Source organism: Rhizobium sp. 16-488-2b, assembly GCF_017741815.1.
GTDB lineage: Bacteria > Pseudomonadota > Alphaproteobacteria > Rhizobiales > Rhizobiaceae > Rhizobium.
Genome location: NZ_JAGHMF010000034.1, coordinates 291492 through 313879, shown reverse-complemented (window position 1 = coordinate 313879; position 22388 = coordinate 291492). Strand labels below are relative to the sequence as shown.

At 61.4% G+C, this 22388-nt stretch carries 21 protein-coding genes; 14 read left to right on the top strand and 7 right to left on the bottom strand.

Annotated elements, in window-relative coordinates:
* Nucleotides 1–68: 68 nt before the first annotated feature.
* From J5286_RS24905 to J5286_RS24890, 4 genes are all read left to right on the top strand, one after another.
* On the top strand, nt 69–1256 hold the full coding sequence (locus J5286_RS24905; RefSeq protein WP_209192481.1) for an acyl-CoA dehydrogenase: 1188 nt from the start codon (nt 69–71) through the stop codon (nt 1254–1256).
* A 95-nt stretch (nt 1257–1351) separates the two neighbouring features.
* Nucleotides 1352–1810: a DUF4126 family protein gene (locus J5286_RS24900; protein WP_209192478.1), complete on the top strand. Its 459-nt coding sequence runs from the start codon at nt 1352–1354 to the stop codon at nt 1808–1810.
* Entirely contained in the window at nt 1810–3177 is a 1368-nt protein-coding gene (locus J5286_RS24895) for an FAD-containing oxidoreductase (protein WP_209192476.1), read from the top strand. The genes J5286_RS24900 and J5286_RS24895 overlap by 1 nt, the downstream gene beginning before the upstream one ends.
* Nucleotides 3178–3216: 39 nt before the next feature.
* Nucleotides 3217–3792 (top strand): DedA family protein, encoded by a 576-nt coding sequence (locus tag J5286_RS24890; protein WP_209192474.1) that lies wholly within the window; start codon nt 3217–3219, stop codon nt 3790–3792.
* A gap of 11 nt (nt 3793–3803) precedes the next feature.
* Here the strand turns inward: J5286_RS24890 and J5286_RS24885 are convergent, their stop codons facing one another.
* On the bottom strand, nt 3804–4847 hold the full coding sequence (locus J5286_RS24885) for an NAD(P)-dependent alcohol dehydrogenase (RefSeq protein WP_209192472.1): 1044 nt from the start codon (nt 4845–4847) through the stop codon (nt 3804–3806).
* A 341-nt stretch (nt 4848–5188) separates the two neighbouring features.
* Here J5286_RS24885 and J5286_RS24880 point away from each other — a divergent pair, with 341 nt between their 5' ends.
* Genes J5286_RS24880 through J5286_RS24865 form a run of 4 tightly spaced genes read left to right on the top strand, consistent with a single transcriptional unit; the run spans nt 5189 to nt 8995 of the window.
* Nucleotides 5189–6214, top strand: a complete 1026-nt coding sequence (locus J5286_RS24880) for a sulfate ABC transporter substrate-binding protein (protein WP_209192470.1) — start codon at nt 5189–5191, stop codon at nt 6212–6214.
* An 8-nt stretch (nt 6215–6222) separates the two neighbouring features.
* Complete coding sequence (gene cysT, locus J5286_RS24875; protein WP_209192468.1) at nt 6223–7080, top strand: sulfate ABC transporter permease subunit CysT; 858 nt, start codon at nt 6223–6225, stop codon at nt 7078–7080.
* The gene (cysW, locus tag J5286_RS24870) at nt 7070–7945 is read left to right on the top strand and encodes a sulfate ABC transporter permease subunit CysW (RefSeq protein ID WP_112436653.1); all 876 of its coding nucleotides are present in this window, start codon (nt 7070–7072) and stop codon (nt 7943–7945) included. Before cysT ends, cysW begins: the two co-directional genes overlap by 11 nt.
* A 9-nt stretch (nt 7946–7954) precedes the next feature.
* Nucleotides 7955–8995, top strand: coding sequence for a sulfate/molybdate ABC transporter ATP-binding protein (locus tag J5286_RS24865; protein ID WP_209192466.1), 1041 nt, complete (start codon nt 7955–7957; stop codon nt 8993–8995).
* Nucleotides 8996–9085: 90 nt separating this feature from the next.
* Here the strand turns inward: J5286_RS24865 and J5286_RS24860 are convergent, their stop codons facing one another.
* The 3 genes from J5286_RS24860 to J5286_RS24850 form a co-directional block, all read right to left on the bottom strand.
* The gene (locus tag J5286_RS24860; protein ID WP_449090039.1) at nt 9086–10072 is read right to left on the bottom strand and encodes an alpha/beta hydrolase; all 987 of its coding nucleotides are present in this window, start codon (nt 10070–10072) and stop codon (nt 9086–9088) included.
* 179 nt (nt 10073–10251) lie between these two features.
* On the bottom strand, nt 10252–11073 hold the full coding sequence (locus J5286_RS24855) for an endonuclease/exonuclease/phosphatase family protein (protein WP_209192465.1): 822 nt from the start codon (nt 11071–11073) through the stop codon (nt 10252–10254).
* 95 nt (nt 11074–11168) lie between these two features.
* Nucleotides 11169–12632, bottom strand: coding sequence for a phospholipase D-like domain-containing protein (locus J5286_RS24850; RefSeq protein ID WP_112436649.1), 1464 nt, complete (start codon nt 12630–12632; stop codon nt 11169–11171).
* 292 nt (nt 12633–12924) lie between these two features.
* Here J5286_RS24850 and J5286_RS24845 point away from each other — a divergent pair, with 292 nt between their 5' ends.
* The 5 genes from J5286_RS24845 to glgX all read left to right on the top strand — a co-directional run bounded on the left by J5286_RS24845 (nt 12925) and on the right by glgX (nt 17541).
* Complete coding sequence (locus tag J5286_RS24845; RefSeq protein WP_209192463.1) at nt 12925–13185, top strand: DUF2934 domain-containing protein; 261 nt, start codon at nt 12925–12927, stop codon at nt 13183–13185.
* A 298-nt stretch (nt 13186–13483) separates the two neighbouring features.
* Nucleotides 13484–13657 (top strand): hypothetical protein, encoded by a 174-nt coding sequence (locus tag J5286_RS24840; RefSeq protein ID WP_018901217.1) that lies wholly within the window; start codon nt 13484–13486, stop codon nt 13655–13657.
* Between the two features lie 89 nt (nt 13658–13746).
* Entirely contained in the window at nt 13747–14478 is a 732-nt protein-coding gene (locus J5286_RS24835) for a glutathione S-transferase (protein WP_209192461.1), read from the top strand.
* A gap of 78 nt (nt 14479–14556) precedes the next feature.
* A complete protein-coding gene (locus tag J5286_RS24830) occupies nt 14557–15351 on the top strand; it encodes an SDR family NAD(P)-dependent oxidoreductase (RefSeq protein WP_209192460.1) in 795 nt (264 codons plus the stop codon).
* A 99-nt stretch (nt 15352–15450) separates the two neighbouring features.
* Nucleotides 15451–17541, top strand: a complete 2091-nt coding sequence (glgX, locus tag J5286_RS24825; protein ID WP_209192459.1) for a glycogen debranching protein GlgX — start codon at nt 15451–15453, stop codon at nt 17539–17541.
* Between the two features lie 34 nt (nt 17542–17575).
* On the opposite strand, the gene J5286_RS24820 is transcribed toward glgX, so the two are convergent.
* Complete coding sequence (locus tag J5286_RS24820) at nt 17576–19096, bottom strand: adenylate/guanylate cyclase domain-containing protein (RefSeq protein WP_209192974.1); 1521 nt, start codon at nt 19094–19096, stop codon at nt 17576–17578.
* Between the two features lie 528 nt (nt 19097–19624).
* On the opposite strand from J5286_RS24820, the gene J5286_RS24815 reads away from it, so the two are divergent.
* Nucleotides 19625–20455: an MBL fold metallo-hydrolase gene (locus tag J5286_RS24815; protein WP_209192458.1), complete on the top strand. Its 831-nt coding sequence runs from the start codon at nt 19625–19627 to the stop codon at nt 20453–20455.
* Here J5286_RS24815 and J5286_RS24810 read toward each other — a convergent pair.
* Both J5286_RS24810 and J5286_RS24805 read right to left on the bottom strand, forming a co-directional pair.
* Nucleotides 20452–21204: a polysaccharide deacetylase family protein gene (locus tag J5286_RS24810; protein WP_209192457.1), complete on the bottom strand. Its 753-nt coding sequence runs from the start codon at nt 21202–21204 to the stop codon at nt 20452–20454. The two genes, J5286_RS24815 and J5286_RS24810, sit on opposite strands and share 4 nt — an antisense overlap.
* Nucleotides 21204–22289, bottom strand: coding sequence for a glycosyltransferase family 4 protein (locus J5286_RS24805; protein WP_209192456.1), 1086 nt, complete (start codon nt 22287–22289; stop codon nt 21204–21206). Before J5286_RS24805 ends, J5286_RS24810 begins: the two co-directional genes overlap by 1 nt.
* Nucleotides 22290–22388: the final 99 nt, after the last annotated feature.

Genomic DNA, 22388 nt, shown 5'->3' with positions numbered 1-22388 from the left:
ACGCTCCCTCGCCCCGGCAGTATCCCAATAGGGTCCGCGACATGCCGATGGATCGAGGAGGATGAACCATGCAGCACACCCGCGAGAGTTTCGACTGGTCCGATCCGTTCCGGCTCGTCGAGCAATTGACGGATGAGGAGCGCATGGTGCTCGACACCGCGCATTCCTACGCGCAGGAAAAGCTTGCGCCGCGTGTGCTCGAAGCCTTCCGCCATGAGAAAACCGATCCAAGCATCTTTCGCGAAATGGGCGAACTCGGCCTCCTCGGCCCGACGATATCGCCCGAATATGGCGGCGCGGGCCTCGGATACGTCGCCTACGGCCTGATCGCCCGCGAGGTCGAGCGGGTCGACAGCGGCTACCGCTCCATGATGAGCGTCCAGTCCTCGCTGGTGATGGTGCCGATCGATGCGTTCGGATCCGAAGCGCAGAAGCAGAAATATCTGCCAAAGCTCGCCACCGGAGAATGGATCGGCTGCTTTGGTCTCACGGAGCCGAACCATGGCTCCGACCCGGGATCGATGGCGACGCGGGCAAAGAAGGTCGATGGCGGCTACAGCCTTTCCGGCGCCAAGACGTGGATCTCCAATGCACCGATTGCCGATGTCTTCGTGGTCTGGGCGAAGACCGAGGATGGCGTGATCCGCGGCTTCATACTCGAAAAGGGATGGAAGGGCCTGACGGCCCCCGCCATTCACGGCAAAATCGGCCTGCGCGCCTCGATCACCGGCGAAGTGGTGATGGATGGCGTCTTTGTGCCGGAAGAGAACCTGTTGCCCAACGCGTCCGGCCTCAAGGGCCCGTTTACGTGTCTCAACTCCGCCCGTTTCGGGATCGCCTGGGGCGCGCTCGGCGCCGCCGAGGATTGCTATGCGCGGGCGCGGCAATACACGCTCGACCGCAAGCAGTTCGACCGGCCGCTCGCCGCCAATCAGTTGATCCAGAGGAAGCTCGCCGACATGGCGACCGAGATCACGCTCGGGCTGCAGGGCTGCCTGCGCCTCGGCCGGATGAAGGAAGACGGCCACCCGCCCGTCGAGCTTACCTCGATTCTCAAACGCAATTCCTGCGGCAAGGCGCTCGATATCGCCCGAATGGCGCGCGACATGCTTGGAGGCAACGGCATATCCGATGAATTCGGCGTCGCCCGCCATCTCGTCAACCTGGAGGTGGTAAACACCTATGAGGGCACGCACGACATTCACGCGCTGATCCTCGGCCGCGCCATAACGGGAATAGCGGCGTTCTCGAACTGATTGAGAATTCTTCTCCGCCAAATTGCAACGGACCCGACAATGTGCAAGCTTTCGCTTGTCGCGGGCAGAGCCTGCGCTGCGATGGGGGATTGCGCATGCTTCTGTTTCTCGCATTTCTGATCGGCATCATCGCCGGGCTGCGCGCGCTGACAGCGCCCGCGGCCGTCGCCTGGGGCGCAGCACTCGGCTGGTTCGATGTGTCTCAGACACCGCTCGCTTTCATGGGCTATCGCTGGACCCCGTGGATTTTCACGCTGCTGGCGCTGGTCGAACTGGTGACGGATCAATTGCCATCCACGCCCTCAAGAAAAGTACCGATGCAGTTCGGCGCGAGGCTGATCATGGGCGCGCTGTCAGGCGCGACGATCGGCGCTGCCGGCGGATCATTGATACCAGGGCTCATCGCCGGCATTCTTGGCGCGGCTGCGGGCACACTCGGCGGTGCGGCGGCGCGCGCTAAATTGGCAAGCGTGTTTCATAGAGATCCGCCGGCCGCCATTCTCGAGGACGCCGTCGCTATTGTCGGCGCGATCCTGATCGTGGCGTCGGTCTGATGCGGAGCTTCGACGCCATCGTTATCGGCGCCGGCCAATCCGGCCCCTTCCTCGCCGCCCGGATGGCGGAGAAGGGCATGAAGGTCGCGCTGATCGAGCGCAAGTATCTCGGCGGAACGTGCGTCAACGCCGGCTGCATGCCGACCAAGACCCTCGTCGCCAGCGCTCGCGCCGCCTATGTGGCACGCAACGCCGGCGGCTACGGCGTGACAATCCCGGGCGCGATCGGCGTCGACATGGCGATCGTCCGCAAGCGAGCCGAGACGGTGACCATGGAGGCCCGCAATGGGCTGATCTCCTGGTTCGCCGGCATGGACGGCGTCACCGTGATCTACGGCCATGCGCGCTTCGAAAGCGAACGGACGATCAGCGTCAACGGCGAATTGCTGACCGCACCCGGGATCTATCTCAACGTCGGCGCGCGACCGGCCATTCCCGATATGCCGGGTATCGACGACATCGACTATTTGACCAGCACGTCGATCATCGCGCTGGCCACGCTGCCCCGGCATCTGGTGGTCATTGGCGGAAGCTATATCGGTCTTGAGTTCGCACAGATGTATCGCCGTTTCGGCGCCGAGGTTACGGTCATCGAGCGTGGCCCCAAACTCGCCTCGCGAGAGGATGAGGATATCTCAGACGCGATTGCCGATATTCTGCGCGCGGAGGGAATTACGGTCCACACCGGCGCGGACCGCATCGCATTCAAGAACGAAGCGGAGGGAATCAAGGTTGCGGTCGCCGACGGCATAGCCGAGATCACGGCGAGCCATGTGCTGATCGCAACCGGCCGCGTACCGAACACGGACGATCTCGGCCTCGATCATGCCGGCGTCGCCACCGACAAGCGTGGCTACATCACCGTTGACGACAAGCTGGCGACCAATGTCGAGGGCATCTGGGCGCTGGGGGACTGCAATGGCCGCGGCGCGTTCACGCATACGTCCTACAACGACTTCGAGATCGCGGCCGCAAACCTGCTCGACGGCGAGGATCGCAAGCTCAGCGACCGCATCCTCGCCTATGCGCTCTATATCGATCCGCCGCTCGGCCGCGTCGGCATGTCGGAAAAACAGGCGCGCGCATCGGGCCGCGAGATCATGATCTCGACCCGGCCGATGACCAAGGTCGGCCGCGCCAAGGAGCGGGGCGAGACGAAGGGCTTCATGAAAGTGATCGCCGACGCGCAAACCAAGCAGATCCTGGGTGCCGCCATTCTTGGCATAGAGGGCGACGAGGCGATCCACGGCTTCATCGACGCGATGAACGCCGGGACAACCTATCCCGAGCTGAAATGGGCCGTGCCGATCCACCCGACGGTCTCCGAATTGATCCCGACATTGCTTGGCGACCTCAAGAGCGTGTAGCCTTCAACCCGGCAGGCCAGAAACGCTGAGGGATCAATCGTGTCCATAGAACATCTGATCGAACACTATGGGATTATCGCGATCTTCCTTGGCACCGCATTCGAGGGAGAAACCGCAGCCTTTTTAGGCGGCATCATCTCCCATCGCGGGCTGCTCACCTATTGGTCGGCCTCGCTGATGGCGTCGGCGGGTTCATTCGCCGGAGACCAGATGTGGTTCTTCGCCGGCCGCTATGCGTCACGCTGGCATGTCGTCCGCAGGCTGATGGAGACGCCGACGCTGGCGCAGGTTACATCGCTCCTCGAGCGCTACCCGACAGGCTTCATCCTGGCGTTCCGCTTTCTCGTCGGCCTGAGAACGATCAGCCCGATCGTGATCGGCACGACGCGAATCTCGACCGGCAAGTTCGTGATGTTGAATGCAATCGCGGCGCTCGTATGGGGACAGCTGTTTACGGCGCTCGGCTATCTCTTCGGACACGGGATCGAGCATATCCTCGGTCGTCTTCCGCTGCACCATCACCTCTTCGTCGGGCTCGGGGCCGCGGCCATCGTGGCTGGCGCGGCCCTTGTCTTCAGAAGAGCTTTCAGAAAAGTGTCGGCTAGCACGAGCTAGCCAGCCGGCGCCTAGTCCATCACGATCTGGAGCTTCACATCGCTCGGGCGCGCTTCGACGGCGCGGTCGAAAGCCTTGATCGAGTCTTCGAAGCCGAAGGTATCGGAAATCAGAGGCTTCAGATCGACGCGACCGGAGCCGAGAAGCGCAATCGACCGCTCATACTGATGGGCGTAGCGGAACACCGTTTCGATGCGGATTTCCTTGGTCGAGGCAGTCGAAACGTCGAAGCCGATCGGGTTGACCGGCAGGCCGACGGCAACGATGACGCCGCCAGGACGCGCCAGATCCATGATCGTTTCCCAGGCCTTCGGCGAACCGGAGCATTCAAAGATCACATCGGCGCCCCAACCGTCCGTCAGTCGCGAGACCTCCTCGACGAGGTTCGTTTCGCGGATATTGACCGGGATCACGCCCTGATACTGAGCGGCGGTATCGAGCTTCGGCTGCGCCAGATCGGCCACGATCGCGCGGGCGCAACCGCCGGCGAGCGCCGCAATGGCGACCATCGTGCCGATCGGACCGGCGCCGAGCACGACGGCGGTGTCGCCCGGCGCAATCTTCGCCTTGGTGGCGGCCTGCATGCCGACGGCGAAAGGCTCGACCATGGCGCCTTCGGCAAAGCTGACATTATCAGGCAGCTTGAACGTGTAGTTGGCGGGATGCACGACTTCGGGCGTGAGCACGCCGTGAACTGGGGGCGTTGCCCAGAAGGAGACGGCGGGATCGACATTATACATGCCGAGCCGGCTTGCCTTGGAATTCGGATCGGGAATGCCCGGCTCCATGCAGACGCGGTCGCCGACCTTCAGATGCGTGACGCCGGCGCCAACCTCGACGACGGTACCCGCCGCCTCGTGCCCGAGCACCATCGGCTCGTTGACGATGAAGGGGCCGATCTTGCCGTGCGTGTAATAGTGAACGTCGGAGCCGCAGACACCGACCGTGTGAATCTTGATCTTGACCTCGCCCGGCCCGGTTTCCATCGGCAGATCGATTTCGCGGATTGCGAGCTCATGCTGGCGCTCCAGCACCAGTGCGCGGACTTTGGTCATTTGCGTATTCCTTCCCTTGCCTCCCCGCGCGCGAGTCGAGCGCGGCGTCGGCGGACTATAGTCGCCGAACAAGACGGATTTCAATTCCATCGCGAAAGCTTTTGCTCATCAAGCGATGGAATGCCCGCGTCCGCTCGAAGGTCACCCTTGAAGCTCGCCCATCCTTAAGCGGCACGAGTCAAATCGCAGTCGCTTGCGCTGTAGGCTCAGCAGCACATTCATTTCAAATCGGCGGACGAAATGGCACGTCATTCCGAAACCGCCGCATGGAACAGAAACAATCTTCGTTTCATTATACGACCAACTTGGTAGAGTTTGGATCACAAACGAAGGAGGTTCCCATGCACGCACAACGGATTACCCGGCTTCTCGCGGCCGCGGTTCTGGCAGGCAGTTTCGCCATCGGCGCTGTCGCACCAGCTTTTGCCGACCAGACGCTTCTCAACGTATCTTACGATCCGACACGGGAACTCTATAAGGATTTCAACGCCGCCTTCGCACAGAAGTGGCAGAAGGACACCGGCGAGACGGTGACGGTCCAGGCTTCGCATGGCGGTTCCGGCGCCCAGGCGCGCTCGGTTATCGACGGTCTTGATGCCGATGTCGTGACGCTCGCGCTTGAAGGCGACATTGACGCGATCGCCCAGAAGACCGGCAAGATCCCCGCCGACTGGAAGAGCAAGCTTCCCAACAACTCGACACCTTACACCTCCACCATCGTGTTCCTGGTCCGCAAGGGCAATCCGAAGGGCATCAAGGACTGGGCCGATCTCGTGAAGGACGACGTCCAGGTGATCACGCCGAACCCGAAGACATCGGGCGGCGCACGCTGGAACTTCCTTGCTGCCTGGGCTTGGGCCAAACAGGCAAACGGCGGCGATGAGGCAAAGGCGCAGGCCTATGTGACGAGCCTGCTTCAGCACGTTCCCGTGCTCGACACCGGCGCACGCGGCGCGACCACCACCTTCGTCCAGCGCGGACTGGGTGACGTGCTTCTTGCCTGGGAAAACGAAGCCTATCTCTCGCTTGAAGAATTGGGCCCCGATCAGTTCGAGATCGTGACCCCGAGCTTCTCGATCCGTGCCGACCCGCCGGTCGCGGTGGTCGACGGCAATGTCGACAAGAAGGGCACGCGCAAGGTCGCCGAGGCCTATCTGAACTACCTCTATTCCGACGAGGGCCAGAAGATCGCGGCCAAGCACTATTACCGCCCGATCAAGCCCGAGGCCGCCGACCCCGCCGATATCGCCCGCTTCCCGAAGCTGACGCTTGCAACGATCGACGATTTCGGCGGCTGGAAGGAAGCGCAGCCGAAATTCTTCGGCGATGGCGGCGTGTTTGACCAAATCTACAAGCCGGCACAATAATACATCGCATGAGAGCACATAGCCCCACGCGGTGGCGGTTCAGGCGGCCGAGTGTCATTCCAGGATTTGGAATGGCACTCGGCTTTACCTTGATCTGGCTCACCCTTCTTATCCTCATCCCCCTCTCGGGCCTCGCATGGCGTTCGAGCGAACTCGGCTGGGAGAAATTCTGGTCGATCGCGATCGATGCCCGCACGGTGAACGCGCTGCGGATCAGCTTCGGCACCGCATTCGCGGCCGCCTGCGTCAACGTCATCTTCGGCATCGTGCTTGCCTGGGTGCTGGTGCGTTACCGTTTTCCCGGCAAGCGCATCATCGACGCCATGGTCGACCTGCCCTTCGCGCTGCCGACCGCCGTCGCCGGCATCGCGCTTGCGACGCTCTATGCGCCCAACGGCTGGCTTGGTCAGTTCCTGACGCCGCTCGGCATCAGAATCGCCTTCACCCCTGTTGGTATCGTCGTGGCACTCGTCTTCGTCGGCTTGCCCTTTGTGGTGCGCACGGTGCAGCCTGTCATGGAGGAGATCGACAAGGAGGTCGAGGAGGCCGCCGCCACGCTCGGCGCGAACCGCCTGCAGACGATCACCCGGGTTCTGTTGCCTGGCCTGGCGCCTGCGGTTCTCACGGGCTTCGCGCTGGCTTTCGCGCGCGGTGTCGGCGAGTACGGATCGGTCATCTTCATCGCCGGCAACCTGCCGTTCAAATCGGAGATCGCCCCGCTGCTGATCGTCATCAAGCTCGAAGAGTACAACTATGCGGCAGCCACCGGCATCGCCGCCGTAATGCTGGTGCTGTCCTTCGCCATGCTTCTCGTGATCAACCTTATCCAGAGTTGGAGCAGACGGAGGTATGGCAATGGCGCATGAAACTCACGCTTCGCCCGCCACGAAAGTGCGCTCCGTCGTCACCGAGCACCGATGGGCGCGGTGGACGCTGATCGTCGCCTCGCTGGTGTTCCTGACGTTGATCCTGATCCTGCCGCTGACAGCCGTGTTCGTCGAAGCACTGCGGAAGGGGCCGACCGCCTTCTTCACGGCCTTGCAGGATGCCGAGACCTTTTCGGCTATCCGGCTAACCCTGATCGTCGCCGGCATCAGCGTGCCGTTGAACGTCGTCTTCGGCGTGGCTGCCGCCTGGGCAATCGCCAAGTTCGAGTTCAAGGGCAAGGCCTTTCTGACAACGCTGATCGACCTGCCCTTCTCGGTCTCGCCGGTCATATCGGGTCTGGTCTTCGTTCTGCTGCTCGGCGCCAACACCTATCTCGGGCAATGGCTGAGCGCCCACAGCATCAAGATCCTCTTCGCGGTTCCAGGATTGATCCTGGCGACCATGTTCGTCACCTTCCCCTTCGTCGCCCGCGAGCTCATTCCGCTCATGCAGGAACAGGGAACCGGCGATGAAGAGGCCGCGATCTCGCTTGGCGCCAGCGGTTGGCAGACCTTCTGGCACGTGACCTTGCCGAACATCAAATGGGGGCTGCTTTACGGCGTGCTTCTTTGCAACGCCCGCGCCATGGGCGAGTTCGGCGCCGTCTCGGTCGTCTCCGGCCACATTCGCGGCCAGACCAACACCATGCCGCTGCAAGTGGAAATCCTCTACAACGAGTATAATTTCACCGGGGCTTTCGCCGTTGCCACGCTACTGGCGCTGCTCGCGCTCGTCACCCTTGTTTTGAAGACCTTGCTGGAAATGCGATACAGCGACGAAATCGCCGCGAGCCGGCGGCACTGAGGAATTAGAATGGAAGTTCGTGTTCAAAACCTACGCAAGGAATTCGATCGGTTTCCGGCTCTGCATGACGTGTCGCTCGATATCCGCTCCGGCGAGCTGATCGCGCTGCTTGGTCCGTCGGGCTCCGGCAAGACGACACTCTTGCGCCTGATCGCCGGGCTCGAAAGCCCGACAGACGGCCTTATCTACTTCGGCGACGAAGACGCGTCTCGCAAGAGCGTGCAGGAGCGCAATATCGGCTTCGTGTTCCAGCACTACGCGCTGTTCCGCCACATGACGGTGCTCGACAACGTCGCCTTCGGCCTGAAGGTTCGCCATTCCTCGCGCCGTCCTCCGAAGGACGAAATACGCCGCAGAGCGCTGGAACTGCTTGATCTCGTCCAGCTCCCCGGCCTCGAAAAGCGCTATCCCGCGCAGCTCTCCGGCGGCCAGCGGCAGCGTGTGGCGCTGGCGCGCGCCATGGCGGTGGAGCCGAACGTGCTTCTGCTCGACGAGCCTTTCGGCGCGCTCGACGCGCAGGTCCGCAAGGATCTGCGCAAGTGGCTGCGCGAGATCCACGACAGGACGGGACACACGACCATCTTCGTCACCCACGACCAGGATGAGGCGATGGAACTCGCGGACCGCGTTGTGGTCATGAGCCAGGGCGCGATCGAACAGGTCGGCACGCCCGATGATGTCTACGATCACCCGAATTCGCCCTTCGTCTTCGGCTTCGTCGGCCAATCGAACTGTCTGAAGGTCAAAATTTCCAACGGCGAAATCTGGTTCGATGGGCGCTCGCTCGGCATCCGCGCCGAGGGCGAGGCTGACGGCGAGGCGAGCCTCTACTTCCGCCCGCACGACATCGAGATTCGTAATGGCGCGGAAGGCATCGCCGGTGTCGTCACCAGCAGCCGCCGCGTTGCTGGAACGCGCCACGTCGAGATCGACATCGGACAGGGCCATCCGCCGATCGAGCTTGAACTGCCGCCAGCAGCGGCAGGCGGCCTTGACCAAGGCGGCATCGCGTTTCGCCCGACCCGCTGGAAGCTCTTCAGGTCTACTTGACGATTGCCTATAATCGGCTCGACCGCGAGGCACGAATGCGCCTTGTGGCGGCCGGGGTTATAGATGCGCCCATCGAAACGCTTGCCGCGTCTACTGACGCGGCTTGTCGGCGAAATGCTGGAGTGCGAATTCGGCGGCACGCTGGTTGGACTTGCGGGCATCGTCGAGCCAGAACGGAAACAGCTGCCATTGGTGGATCATTCCCGGCAGCACCTCCGTCGTCACATCGACGCCGGCCTGCTTGGCCTTGTCGGCAAGACGCAAGGTGTCGTCGAGCGAAATCTCCTTGGAGCCGACCTGCATCAAAAGCGGCGGAAAGCCCTTCATGTCGGCATAGAGCGGCGACACGCGCGGGTCCGTTGGCGAGCGATCGCCGAGATAGGCCTTGCGCGCCGCCTCGATCTGCAATGCATTGCCGAATGGATCGTTGACGGCGTTGGTCTTGATCGATGCACCGGTTGCCGCAAGATCGGTCACCGCGCTGATGGTGATCACAGCCGCGGGCGGCGGCCCTTGAAGCTTGATCTGCCGCAGCACCGCTTCGATCGCGAGGTTGCCGCCGACGGAATCACCGAGCACAACGATGTTGCCGCTTTCATATCCGGAATCGAGCAGCCACAGGTAGGCGGTCAACGTGTCGTCGATCTGGGAGGGATAGGGATATTCCGGCGCGAGGCGATAGTCGATCAGCAGCACATCCGCCGATGCCGCCTTTGCAAAGGATGCGGCCGAAGCGCGATGCGTGTCGAGCGAACCGCTGTAGAAGCCGCCGCCATGGACATAGAGAATTGCGCGCTTGCCGATCGAATAGTGAAGCCGCGCCGGCCATATCATTTCGGCATCCACGCCACCGGCGTCGACCTCCTTGATCTGCACCCGTGATGGGCCCGGCGTCTTTTGCATCAACTGCTCGAAGGCGGCCCGGCGTTCGGAGAGCGTGCTCGCCCTCGCATAATGCTCGCCCATCTTGTCCAGCAGCTTCGCGACCTGTGCTCTCGACGCCTCCGTCTGCACGGCTTCGTCTGCAGCGAGCGAGGGCGCCGCAAGACAGATTGAAAGCAGGGAGACGGCTGCGATGGCACGCCGCGCCGTCACAATCGACCGCCTGACCGCATCTCCATGATGATGGCGTGCGCTTCGCATTTCAATACTCTCCGTGCCGGCCCTGTGCCGATCCGCGCAGACCCTCTCACGACTGGAGGCTGTGTCAAGGTGCGCGAGGCGCCTATGGTAAACCGGGCACGGTTGCAGTCGTATCAGGCGGACTTGGCGTCTTCCCGCAGATTGACGAAAGCCTTGATCGGAAGATGATCGGAAGCGACACGCGACAATGGCGTATCGTGAGCTTCGACCGTGGTCAGCACGCCCGAGCGATTTGCTATGATGCGATCGAGCGCAAGCACCGGCAAACGCGCTGGAAAGCTTGGCACGGCGAGCGGCTGCGGACCGAAGATCGACTGAAACGAATGAAGCGACGAGCGGTCGCCCAGCCGCCATTCGTTCAAGTCGCCGAGCAGGATGGTCGGCATGTCGGACTTGTCCGCCATCAACTCGAGCAGCACCTTCGCCTGCTGCGCTCTCGAATGCCTCAGAAGGCCGAAATGCGCGGCGATGATCCGCAGCGCGCCGCCTCTTTCCAGATCGAGCTCCGCGACGAGCGCGCCGCGCGGTTCCAGGCCCGGAAGCTTGATCTGGTGAACGTCTCGAACCAGCCCCTTCTTGAAGAGCACCACATTGCCGTGCCAGCCATGCGCCTTGTTCACGCCGCTGATCGGCACGGGCACCAAGCCGCTCTCTCTTTCCAGGCGCGGCAGATCGAGAATGCCCGTTCGTTCGCCGAAACGCGTATCCGCCTCCTGAAGGGCGATGACGTCGGCGTCGATTTCATGGATGACGCGGCTGGTGCGATCAGGGTCGAAGCGTCTGTCGTTGCCCACGCATTTATGCACATTGTAGGACGCAATCAGCGTGCCTTCCGGGCGTGACATCGGACTGGCATGAGCCAGTTCGACGCGCTTCCTGTGGTTTCGGATGGAAGCAAGAATGCTTGCTGGCAGATTGTTGTTCCTGGCATGCATCGCTGTTTTCCGGTGCTCCATGAAGCGAATGGGTTCCCTGGCTTCAGTATAGGCGCTCCGCTCAAAGTTGCCATGTCAGAGCATGCAAAAATCGCTCAGAGATAGGGCGAGCCGAGCCAGAGAACCTTGTTCAGCAGGCGCACCGGAAACGGCGCGGACCGCAAGCCTTGCAGCGTAACCGGCGCGGCAGACCGGATCGCCTCGTCGATATGTTCCTCGATCTCGTTGGCGAAGCCCTCGTTCAAAACTTCGAGATCGATCTCGAAATTCAGCCGCAGGGAGCGCGGATCGAGATTGGACGAGCCGACATAAGACCAGACGCCATCGATCGACAACAGCTTCGAATGGCTGAACGCGCCGCTGGCGCGCCAGATGCGGCAGTAGTTGCTGACGATCTGGTCGAACTGCGCGGTCATCGCCCTGTCTACCAGAACAAGATTATTGGCGGCGGGAACGACGATATCGACCTCGACGCCTCGGCGCGCCGCCGTCGCCAGCGCGCTGATCAGCTCGCGATCCGGCAGGAAGTAAGGCGACATGATCTTGATCGACGTACGGGCGACCGAAAAGGCCCCCATCAGCATCTTGTGGTTCGTCTCCACCCTTCTGTCGGGTCCTGACGCGACGACGCGCATGAAGACGGGATCGCCAGGCTCCCGCTCGGGTGCTGCGATCCGCCACTCGTCGCCGGTCAGCTCCTCACCGGTCGTGAAACGCCAGTCTTCAGCCGCGATATCGAACAGGTCGGCGACAACCGGCCCGGTGACCATGAAATGCGTGTCGCGCGCGAAGTCCTCGCCGGCAAACTCGCGCGTGAAACCGGCCCGGATGTTCATCCCGCCGGTCAGCGCCACACGGCCGTCGACGATTACGATCTTTCTGTGCGTTCTGAGGTTGGCGTAGGGCAAGCGCAGCCCGATGATGACATTGCCGTTGAACACGGAAACCGAAACACCACCATCCTCAAGGTAACCGAGGATGCTCGGCACCGAGTAGCGGGCGCCGACGGCGTCGATCAGCACGCGGACCTGCACGCCGCGCTTCGTCGCCGCGATCAGCGCGTCGGCGATCCGGAGGCCAATCGGGTCGCGATCGAAGATATACGTTTCGAGAAGAACGCTTCGCTCGGCACCGTCGATCGACGCCTTCATCGCGGCGTAGCAATCATCGCCGGTCTCGAGCATGTCGATCGTGTTGCCGGTCGCGATCGGGCTACGCGCCACACGGTCGCCGAGCGTCTGCAGGGCCGCGAAACGACGGCCGAAACCGCTGATGACAATGTCGGCTTCGGCGTCGAAGGTTTCCAGTTCATCGAGATCGGCCTGCGGCATTAGCGCGTCGCGGCGCAGGCTCAAGGACGCTCGCCTTATGCGGTTGATGCCGGCGATGGCATAAAGCACGGCGCCAACGATGGGCGACAGGACGATGACGCCGACCCAACCGATCGCGGCGCGCACCTCTTCCTTCGTCATGGTCGCGTGGATTGCCGCGGCAGCCCCCATGAGCAACGAAATAACAAACAGGATATGCGGCCAATAGGTCGATATGAGATAAAACATGCAACCAAGATATAGCGGCAATTCAGGACTGTTCAATCACGCCCTTGGGTGACACATGCTTGGCATCCCCGGTGAATCTCCGACACGGTCTGATGACAGTATAACCGCGCCAGCCGCCGCCCCGGAATGCCCGTATTTGGGGGCACATGCCGCGCCTTCGATAAGCATCGTGCTGCAACGCCACATATATTTTTGCAGTGTGTCAGAAATTACTTGAAACAATCCGATTCGTCTGGAACTCTTCAATCAGTATCGCGTTTGAACGATGGCATCCCTGCAGTGGAGATCGGCGATGACGGAAACTCAAAGAGAGTGGGTTCAGAAGCGCGCGTATGCGCTTTGGGAAGAGGAAGGCCGCCCCAGCGGGCGTGATCATGCGCATTGGGAACAGGCGATGAAAGAGCGCGCCGCGCTCGAAGGGTCCGCCGCGTCCGCCGATGGCAAGGAAGTCAAGAGCAGAACGAAACGCGCAGCTCCCGAGATCAAGGTGAGTAGCGCCGCCAAGGCGACCAAAAGTGCGCCCAAGAAATCCTCGCCGCGAAAGTCGGCGTGATCTCTGCAAATTATTGATTTAAAAGGGCGCCTCCGGGGCGCCCTGTTTTCATTTCAGTCACATCTCTGCATTAATTCAGTCGTATTGAATGAATGCCAGCAAGATCTTCAGTCGCAGCGCAATTTCGGACTTACTTAAAAGTGCTGTGGCGGCGGTTCCCAATGGAACAAAAGTGACCTTTTGACGGTTCTCCTGCAAAACTGGGAGAATGGTCATGAACCGCAGCTACTTCGACGTAATTCTCGTTTCCCTCATCGTAGCAGGTTGCTACATGTTCATCGCTCCGGTGTGAGATAAAATGCCGACCCTGGTCCTTGCTGCAACGGCCTATCTGGCGCTCGCCATGCTGCTTGTCGTCGTCGTCGACAATCTCGTGGCCTTCTTCTTCCGAGAAAAGCCAGCCGCCATTTCGATGCGCCGATCGGCATTCGAACGCATCGCGGCTGTTTCACGCTGGTATGGCCGAAAGTAGATACCTTGCGGCGATGCCGATCGCCGATAATCTAAACAGGCGGCGTCTGCACGACGATCCAGCGACCAGGCGCCCTCAGGGAGGCGCGTATGGCCTATCAACTCTACTATTGGAACGGTATTCAGGGACGCGGCGAGTTCGTGCGCCTCGCGCTCGAGGAAGCGGGCGCCGATTACGTCGACGTCGTGAGAGACGAGCAACCGGGCATGGGCACCGATGCCATGCTGGAGATCCTGGATCACGGGTTGGATTCGACGACCGTATTTGCCCCACCCTTTCTGAAGGGCGGTGACATCCTGATTTCGCACGTTGCCAACATCCTTTTCTACCTCGGGCCGAAGCTCGTGCTCGCGCCTTCCGATGAAAAGCTGCGCTACACCGCGAACGGGCTTCAGCTGACGATCACCGATTTCGTCTCCGAGGTGCACGACACCCACCATCCTATCTCGACGGGGCTCTACTACGAGGATCAGAAGGCCGAAGCAAAGGCCCGTTCCACTGCGTTCATCGATGAGCGTATCCCGAAATACCTTGGCTATTTCGAACGCGCGCTGCAACAGAACCCGAGCGGCTCGCGGCACATCGTCGGCTCGGAGCTTTCCTATGTCGATCTCTCGCTGTTCCAGGTGATCGAAGGTCTCTGCTATGCATTTCCGAATGCGATGAAGGGCTACCAGGACCGCTACACCGCCTTGGCCGATCTGCATGCGGCGGTGCGCGAGCGTCCCCGGATCGCCGCCTATCTCGCCTCCCCTCGCCGGCTCGCCTTCAACGAAGACGGCATCTTCCGTCACTACCCGGAGCTTGACGCGGGCAACTGATCTCCAATCTAATCCCGGCGGGACATCATCTTGGCCGGACGCGCGTCGGCCTTTCGATAAAACTGGGAGATCGTTTTCATGGCACATCTTGCGCAATCGCTTGCGGCAATCAAAATTCCCGATCTGGCCGGCAAGGCCGTTCTGATCACCGGCGCCTCAACGGGGATTGGCGCGGCGCTCGCCAGGGCGCTTGCGGGGCAGGAAATGAAGGTCGGCATTCATTACAATTCGAGCCGCGAGCAGGCAGAAGCGCTGGCCGACGAGATCAAGGTGGCGGGCGGTCACGTCCATCTCGTGCATGGCGACGTGTCGAAGGAGGGTGAGACCGAGCGCGTTGTCGAAGAAACCGCCAAGACATTCGGCCATCTCGATGGCTTGGTGAACAATGCCGGAGGCATGCTCGGCCGCAAACCGACCTCGGAATTCACCGACGAGCATTACGAGAAGGTGATGGACCTCAACGCCCGCTCCGTGCTGGCCGCCACCCGCGCCGCCCATCCCTGGCTGAAGAAGCAGGGCGGCTTCATCATCAACACTACATCGATCGCGGCGCGAAACGGCGGCGGTGGCGGCGCTATTCTTTACGCGGCCGCCAAGGGCTTCGTCTCCACCATCACCCGCGGCCATGCGAAGGAATTCGTCGCCGACCGCATTCGCGTCAACGCGGTGGCGCCAGGCGTGATCGCCACGCCGTTCCATGAACGCTACACCAACGACGAGCAGATGGAGATGCAGCGCAAGTCGATCCCGATGGGCTTCGTTGGCACGCCCGAGGATTGCGTCGGCGCCTATCTGTTTCTCGCATCGCCGACGCTATCGGGCTACGTCACCGGCCAGATCATCGAGGTCAATGGTGGGCAGCTGATGCCCTGATCTTCAGTGGCGCAAATCGATACGCCCTCGCCGTGATCCAAGGAACTTTTGCAGCGCAACAACGTTCCCTGCAGGCTAACAACCAAGCGGGGGCGTTCCATGAGCTTTTCGTTTTCAGAACTCGACTTTCTCAAGCCCGAACTGGGTGCTGAATATACCGGCCAGGGAACGCATTTCGCGGTGTTTTCCGCCCATGCCGAACAGATGGAGCTATGCCTCTTCTCGCCAGATGGCAAGGAGGAGGTTGCGCGCATGGCGCTGCCAAAGCGCGAGGGCGACATCTGGTCCGGCTACATCGCGGGCGTCGGCCCCGGCACAGTCTACGGCTATCGCGCTCACGGCCCTTACGACCCGCAGGCCGGCCATCGGTTCAATCCGAACAAGCTGCTGCTCGACCCCTATGCCAAGCAGGTGCTCGGCGAACTCAAATGGGACGACGCACTCTACGGCTACATGATCGGCGCCAAGGATGACGATCTATCCTTCGACGACCGCGATAGCGCTCCCTATATGGTGAAAGGGATCGTGCAGGATCCGGATTTCGACTGGGATGGCGATCAGGCGATCCGCAGAACGTGGACGGACACGATCATCTACGAGGCGCATGTGCGCGGGATGACGATGATGCATCCCGATGTGCCCGACGAGCTACGCGGCACCTTTCTCGGCATGTGCAGCGAGCCGATCATCGACCACCTGACCAAGCTCGGTATCTCGGCGATCGAGCTGTTGCCGATCCAGCATTTTCCCAACGACCGCTATCTGCTTGAGAAGGGCCTCACCAATTACTGGGGCTACCAGACGCTGGGCTTCTTCGCGCCGCAGCCGCGATACCTGTCGGGAAGCAAGATCACCGAGTTCAAGACGATGGTGAAGGCGTTCCACGCCGCCGGCATCGAGGTCATCATGGATGTGGTCTACAATCACACCGCCGAGGGCAGCGAACGCGGACCGACGCTCTCCTTCCGCGGGCTCGACAATGCCAGCTACTACATCCTCTCCCCCGACGATCCTCGCCACACCTACGACACGACGGGCACCGGCAACACACTGAACGTTGCGCACCCCATGGTCATGCGCATGGTGCTCGACAGCCTGCGCTACTGGGTCGGCGTCATGCACGTGGATGGCTTCCGCTTCGACCTTGCCAGCACGCTCGGGCGTCAGGACCTCGATTTCGACCGCCAGGGCATCTTCTTCGGAGCGATCCGCCAGGACCCCATCCTGTCAGGCGTGAAGCTGATAGCCGAACCCTGGGATGTCGGCGAAGGTGGCTACCAGGTCGGCGGCTTTCCGCATCCGTTCCGGGAATGGAACGACAAGTTTCGCGACGACACCAGGCGCTTCTGGAAGGGCGACGGCGGCATGGCGCCTGACATCGCGTCGCGCCTTACCGGCTCGCAGCTGCAGTTCAACCACTCCGACCGCGCGGCGACATCGTCGGTCAACCTCCTATCCGCCCATGACGGCTTCACGTTGATGGACACGGTGTGCTTCAACGACAAGCACAACGAGGCGAACGGCGAGGACAATCGCGACGGCCATTCGGACAATCACTCCGACAATATGGGCGCCGAGGGTGCGACCGATGATGCCGGCATCCGCGATGCCCGCGCCCGCCGCCGCCGCAACATGATGGCGACGCTGCTTCTGAGCCAAGGCGTGCCGATGATCGTGGCCGGCGATGAGGTCGGGAACAGCCAGGGCGGCAACAACAACGCCTATTGCCAGGACAACGAGATCGGCTGGATCGATTGGTCGAGCCTCGACGATCCCTTCCTCGACTTCTGCCAGAAGATGATCGCGCTCCGCAAAGACCACTCGGAGCTTCGCCAGGAGCGCTTCCTGACCGGCGCCATGGGCGAGGATGGGCGCACCGAAATCGCCTGGTATCGGCCGGATGGTGAGCAGATGGGTGAAGAGGATTGGAACGATCCGGAACTGCGCCTGCTCAGCGTCTACATGTCCTACAGCGCCAACACGCCTGACGCTGAAAAGCGCACCGGCGTGTTCATGGTGTTCAACGCCGGCGGAGATTGCGAGGTCCGACTGCCTCAAGTTAACGGGATCGAGGAGTGGAGCCGCGTGCTGGCGACTGGTGCGGACGAGCCATTCACCAGACTTGATGTCAGTGAACCGCTGACGGTCGAGCGCGAAAGCGTGGCCGTGTTCGTCCCGAGGAGCAGCTAAGCGAAATCCGCGCGCGCAGCAGCGGCGGTTCATCTCAACGCTGCGCGTCGCGCTCATCGAGCGCGGCCATCGCCTCGGCAAGCGCCGCGCGAACCCGCGCGCGCTCCTTGGGGTCCAGTTGCCCGATATCGAGGTGCAGGTCGAGCCCAGAGAAATGCTCGCTCATGACGCGGATCGCATGATCCTCGCCAAGCAGCAGGCCATTGACGGCATAGGGCACGATCTCCCGCTGGATGCCCTTCATGGTGATCGGCGGCAGCGGCGTGGCATCAACGATGTCTTTCACCAGCGCATAGGTTTCGTAGCTGATCACGATCTTGCCGCCCTCGGCGATCGACTGCAGGCGGGCCGCCAGGTTGGCCTCGGCGCCGATGATCGTGTAGTCCATTCGGTCATTGCTACCGAAGTTGCCGACATTGCAGTAGCCGCTATTGATCCCCATGCGGACAACAAACGGCTCTTCCGTGCCGTCGCCGCGCCATTTTGCCTTCAGCTCGCCAAGCCGGTGCTGCATGTCGATCGCCATCTTCAGACAGGCCTTCGCATCTTCCGCCGCCCCATTGGTCTCGGGATCGCCGAAGAAGACAAGCACGGCGTCGCCGATGAACTTGTCGAGCGTGCCGCCATGCTTCAGAGCGATCGCCGACATCTCGGTCAGGTATTCGTTGAGCATTTCCGTCAACGCCTCCGGCTGCAGGCGTTCGGTCGTCGCGGTGAAATCCTTGATGTCGGAGAAGAAGATCGTCAGCCGCTTGCGTTCGGTATGAACCACGACGTCCTTCTGGCCGCTGAAGATCCCCTTGTAGATCTGTGGCGACAGATAGCGGGAAATCTTCATCGATACGCTGGCCAGGAATTCGTTGGCGGATTCCAGGTCGCGGTTGAAGCCCTGGATCAATGTCGCTTGACGTTGTTGCAGCAAAATCAACGCCATGCCGAGACCGGCTGAACAAAGAAAGTAAAGCAGCAGGTATTTGAAGGCGAAGACGTTGGCGGCGAAGGGTTGCCGGATGATGACCTCCTGAATGCCGCGAACGTCGCCAATCTTCCAATCTCTCTTTGGGCTCTCCGGATGCGTGTTATGGCAGGCAACGCAGGCTTGAGCCATGAGCACCGGCGTGACCAGACGAAAAGTATTGGTGAACCCGCTTCTCTTGATGTCGCTCAAGGTCTGTTTTGGATCGGCCCGCAGCGCGGCCAGGGACGCGGTCTCGAAACGGTCGAGATCATGCGGCGCCCGCTTGTTGAACGGCAGGTCGGAAACGAAGCGATAAGTGATGTTCGCCTGCTGTTGCCTGATCACGTCCCCAAGCTCAAGCGAGAGCGTCGCGGGTATCGGGATCGCGCCGGGAATGGTCGCATATTCGTGGGTGACCGGCGTGCCGCTGTCCACTCCAGCCGCGTGTGCCGCCAGTATCCGGCCAACGACATTGGTGGCGTAGTAGGAGCGAATGCCTGTTATCAGCGAGCTCATGTCCTGAGCCTGCCGCTTCAGCGCGCTTTGCGAGAGATTGCTCACATCCATCCACACCGCCAGCGGCAATCCTGCCAGCATCGCGATCACCACGGCGGTAATGAAGTAGCCGTTCTTCCTCGCAATCGAACCATGATCAGCATCGCCTGCCACGCACCACCTCGTTTTCCACACGGATCGTCCTGTTACGGACGCGAACCTGAAACACTGAATGCCATGAAGACGCCGTCGCTGAGAATCGGGCGATTGGGCGGCGACGCGTCGGATGATCGCACGACCAAGGATGAGCGTCGAGCAAGACGGCAAGTGGGAAACCTTCGACTTAAGTGGGATCGGCGGCCATTTGCATTCCCGTATTCGAATTCCCATATATTTTTCAGGAAAATCAGGATTCGGCACTGCAAGCTGACCAAAAGCGCACCGCAATTTACGAAAATCGAACCATAAGCTGTTGCTTTCTGCGACAAAACCCGGTTGCTTAAGAAATTCCACCGGTTGGTTTGATAGGGTGGATGCGGTACGTAAAACAAGACGGCTTGTGGAATGCCACGCTTGGCATCAAATGATGATCACGTTAGCGCGGTGGGGTCGGACCATTTTGAAAAAGCGATGAGTAAAGATCTCTTTCAAGTAAAGTTCTGGGGCGTTCGCGGCAGTATCCCGGTCTCCGGACCCGAGTTCGATCGCTATGGTGGCAACACCTCCTGCATCGAGATTCGCTGTGGCGAACACCGTATGATCTTCGACGCGGGCTCCGGCGCCCGCGAGGCCGGGCTCTGCATGCTCAACGAGCAGGTCCGCGACGTCGATCTGTTCTTCAGCCACTGTCACTATGACCACATCATCGGGTTGCCCTTCTTCAAGGCCATCTACTATCCGGCAATCGATCTTCGCATCTGGTCCGGCCATCTCGATGGCAAGATGACCACGCGCGAGATGATCGAGCAGTTCATCAGCCCGCCATGGTTCCCTGTCAAAACCGACATCTGCCAGGCGACGATGAGCTTTCGCGATTTTCACGCCGGACAGATTCTGGAACCGCATCCAGGCGTCAGGATCAAGACCTTCATGCTGAACCACCCCGGTGGCGCGATCGGCTATCGCGTCGAATATCAGGGCCGCTCCATCGCGCTGGTCTATGATATCGAGCACACGCCCGGCAGCCATGATCCCGTCGCGTTGGAAATGATGAAGGACGTCGATCTCGCCGTCTACGACTGTACCTACAACGAAGACGAGATGCAGCGCTTCAAGGGCTTCGGCCACTCGACCTGGCAGCATGGCATCGAACTGGCGAAGATGGCAGGCACCAAGCAGTTCGCGCTCTTCCACCACGCACCCTCGCGCACCGATGCGCAACTGGAAGACATGGAAAAGCAGGCGCAGGCCGCCTTCCCGAGCTCGTTCGCGGCGCGGGATAACCAGGTTCTCGAACTCTAGGCTCCGACCAACGCCGCCGCCGATTTCCAGGCGACGGCGGGATGGGCGCTCGTCTCGGCCAGAAGGTCGGCAAGGAACGCCCAAGCAGTCTCATCATGCACGAGATGGTGCGTGAGTATGCCGATCGGCTCGGCATCGTGATCGAAGCGGGCCCGCAGTTCCCTCACCATGTCAGCTATCAGCTCGTCATGCGGCCTGCCGCCACGGATGCCGTGCCAGTTCATGATATCGACGTGGGTGTTCAGGAGGCGTATCGGGCTTCCTGCCTTCGCCGCTCCGTAGACGGACAGGGTTTCAAGGCCAAGCGCCGGCAACTCTGCGATAAGCGCACCGTTGATCCTGTTCCAGGGCGGCACCAGCATCGAGATGAAGCGCGGGCCGAAAAGCCGTTGCAGAATGGCAAAGCCGTCGCGCAACTCGCCGAGCACGACTTCCGGCGCGCGATGGGCGCCGAGTTCCTGCTTCTTCTCGTCAGGCCCTGCGTGATTGGTGTGCGACCATCCATGCAAGGCCACCATGACCTGCCGCTCGTCAGCCAACCGCGCTGCAAGAGCCTCGCCCGTGGACGCTGGGATGACTGCGAGCGTTAAAGGCACGTTAGCGTCCTTGGTCAGCTTCAGTAGCTGTTCCAACGCCGGCGTCGGCTCGATCGCATCGTCGTCGCGAAGCCAGAGGCGAGCTGCCTTGCCGACTGCCTGCCACCGATCGAGCTCAGCCCGCAATGGCGCCCAGATGTCGTGAGCCATCATCATTGTCTTCCTGTGTATCTGCATAAAATCTCGTCGATCGCCTTTGCCGCAATCGCAAGCGACCGTTCGGCCAGAACGAAGCGGCGTGCCGCGTTCGCCATCTCGGTGCGTTTCGAGGCATCGTCGAGCAGTTCGCCGATCGCTGAAGCGTAGGCGGCGATATCCCCTTCGGCTGTCAGCAGTCCGGTTGCGCCAGTTTGCGCGACTTCGGGAACGCCCGCTGTGTTCTGCGCGACCACAGGTAGGCCCGCCGCCTGTGCCTCGAGATAGGCAAGCCCGTACGCTTCACCGCAGCCGGGCCATACGTAGATGCTTGATCTTCCAAGCTCCTGGACGATATCGTCAGCACCACGCTCTCCGAGCCAATCGGTCCGCCCCCGCTCGAATGCCGCAAACAGGCGCTCGACCTCACCGCGCATCGGACCGTCACCCACAATCGCAAGCGTCCAAGGCTTGTCTCTTATCGTGGCCAGCGCTTCGGCGAGCATCGCGTAGCTCTGCATCTTGTCGCCGGCGCGCATCATCGCGACCGTGATCAGCCGTGTGGGCTCCGGCACTGGCTGGAGGCCCTCAAATGCCGCAGTATCGATGAAGGGGGCAAGTGCCGCGATGTGCGCTTCGGGGATTGCCCGCTCGAGACCCTCTCGGTCGCGCCGCGTGAAGCCGATATTGACCGCTGCATCCCGGACCATCGCGCCGATCCGCGCCTGATACGGCGCCCAATCGGTCTGATTGCGTTTGGGAGAGTAGGATGCTTCCGCGGTGACAAGAGGAATGCCGAATTCCGCGCAAAGCGTCGGTCCGAACGGATCGACGGATTTATAATAGGGGTGATAGCAGAACCAAAGATCGGGCTTGTCTCCGCCCGACCATTCGGCCCGCAATCGCTGCAGTTCCGAGGCCGCTTCGCCTTCGACCATTGCCGCCGCTTCCGGCGACGACGCGAAACTGCGGAACTCCGACGCGACGTCGACCTCATGCCCACTCATCTGCAAGGCGCGGATCAGCAGCCGCGCCATCAGCCGATCGCCCGAGGGCACTGGATGGTTGGGCGATTTCAGCGGTGCGTAAAATGCTATGCGCATGTGGTCACGCACTTTGAGACGCAGTGTTCAAGACCGGCCCCTGTGCCCGCCGGGCGAAAGTTTGCTATGGTCTTCATCCTTACGGCTTGCTGACGAACA

Excerpts from the sequence above, each read along its gene's own strand:
- J5286_RS24880 (WP_209192470.1), top strand. The coding sequence starts at position 5,189 with ATGCACGCACAACGGATTACCCGGCTTCTCGCGGCCGCGGTTCTGGCA.
- J5286_RS24895 (WP_209192476.1), top strand. The coding sequence starts at position 1,810 with ATGCGGAGCTTCGACGCCATCGTTATCGGCGCCGGCCAATCCGGCCCC.
- cysW (WP_112436653.1), top strand. The coding sequence starts at position 7,070 with ATGGCGCATGAAACTCACGCTTCGCCCGCCACGAAAGTGCGCTCCGTC.
- glgX (WP_209192459.1), top strand. The coding sequence starts at position 15,451 with ATGAGCTTTTCGTTTTCAGAACTCGACTTTCTCAAGCCCGAACTGGGT.
- J5286_RS24810 (WP_209192457.1), bottom strand. The coding sequence starts at position 21,204 with ATGATGGCTCACGACATCTGGGCGCCATTGCGGGCTGAGCTCGATCGG.
- J5286_RS24820 (WP_209192974.1), bottom strand. The coding sequence starts at position 19,096 with ATGCTGGCAGGATTGCCGCTGGCGGTGTGGATGGATGTGAGCAATCTC.
- J5286_RS24885 (WP_209192472.1), bottom strand. The coding sequence starts at position 4,847 with ATGACCAAAGTCCGCGCACTGGTGCTGGAGCGCCAGCATGAGCTCGCA.
- J5286_RS24830 (WP_209192460.1), top strand. The coding sequence starts at position 14,557 with ATGGCACATCTTGCGCAATCGCTTGCGGCAATCAAAATTCCCGATCTG.
- J5286_RS24855 (WP_209192465.1), bottom strand. The coding sequence starts at position 11,073 with ATGCATGCCAGGAACAACAATCTGCCAGCAAGCATTCTTGCTTCCATC.
- J5286_RS24905 (WP_209192481.1), top strand. The coding sequence starts at position 69 with ATGCAGCACACCCGCGAGAGTTTCGACTGGTCCGATCCGTTCCGGCTC.
- J5286_RS24845 (WP_209192463.1), top strand. The coding sequence starts at position 12,925 with ATGACGGAAACTCAAAGAGAGTGGGTTCAGAAGCGCGCGTATGCGCTT.
- J5286_RS24840 (WP_018901217.1), top strand. The coding sequence starts at position 13,484 with ATGCCGACCCTGGTCCTTGCTGCAACGGCCTATCTGGCGCTCGCCATG.
- J5286_RS24850 (WP_112436649.1), bottom strand. The coding sequence starts at position 12,632 with ATGTTTTATCTCATATCGACCTATTGGCCGCATATCCTGTTTGTTATT.
- J5286_RS24865 (WP_209192466.1), top strand. The coding sequence starts at position 7,955 with ATGGAAGTTCGTGTTCAAAACCTACGCAAGGAATTCGATCGGTTTCCG.
- J5286_RS24805 (WP_209192456.1), bottom strand. The coding sequence starts at position 22,289 with ATGCGCATAGCATTTTACGCACCGCTGAAATCGCCCAACCATCCAGTG.
- J5286_RS24900 (WP_209192478.1), top strand. The coding sequence starts at position 1,352 with ATGCTTCTGTTTCTCGCATTTCTGATCGGCATCATCGCCGGGCTGCGC.
- J5286_RS24815 (WP_209192458.1), top strand. The coding sequence starts at position 19,625 with ATGAGTAAAGATCTCTTTCAAGTAAAGTTCTGGGGCGTTCGCGGCAGT.
- J5286_RS24835 (WP_209192461.1), top strand. The coding sequence starts at position 13,747 with ATGGCCTATCAACTCTACTATTGGAACGGTATTCAGGGACGCGGCGAG.
- cysT (WP_209192468.1), top strand. The coding sequence starts at position 6,223 with ATGAGAGCACATAGCCCCACGCGGTGGCGGTTCAGGCGGCCGAGTGTC.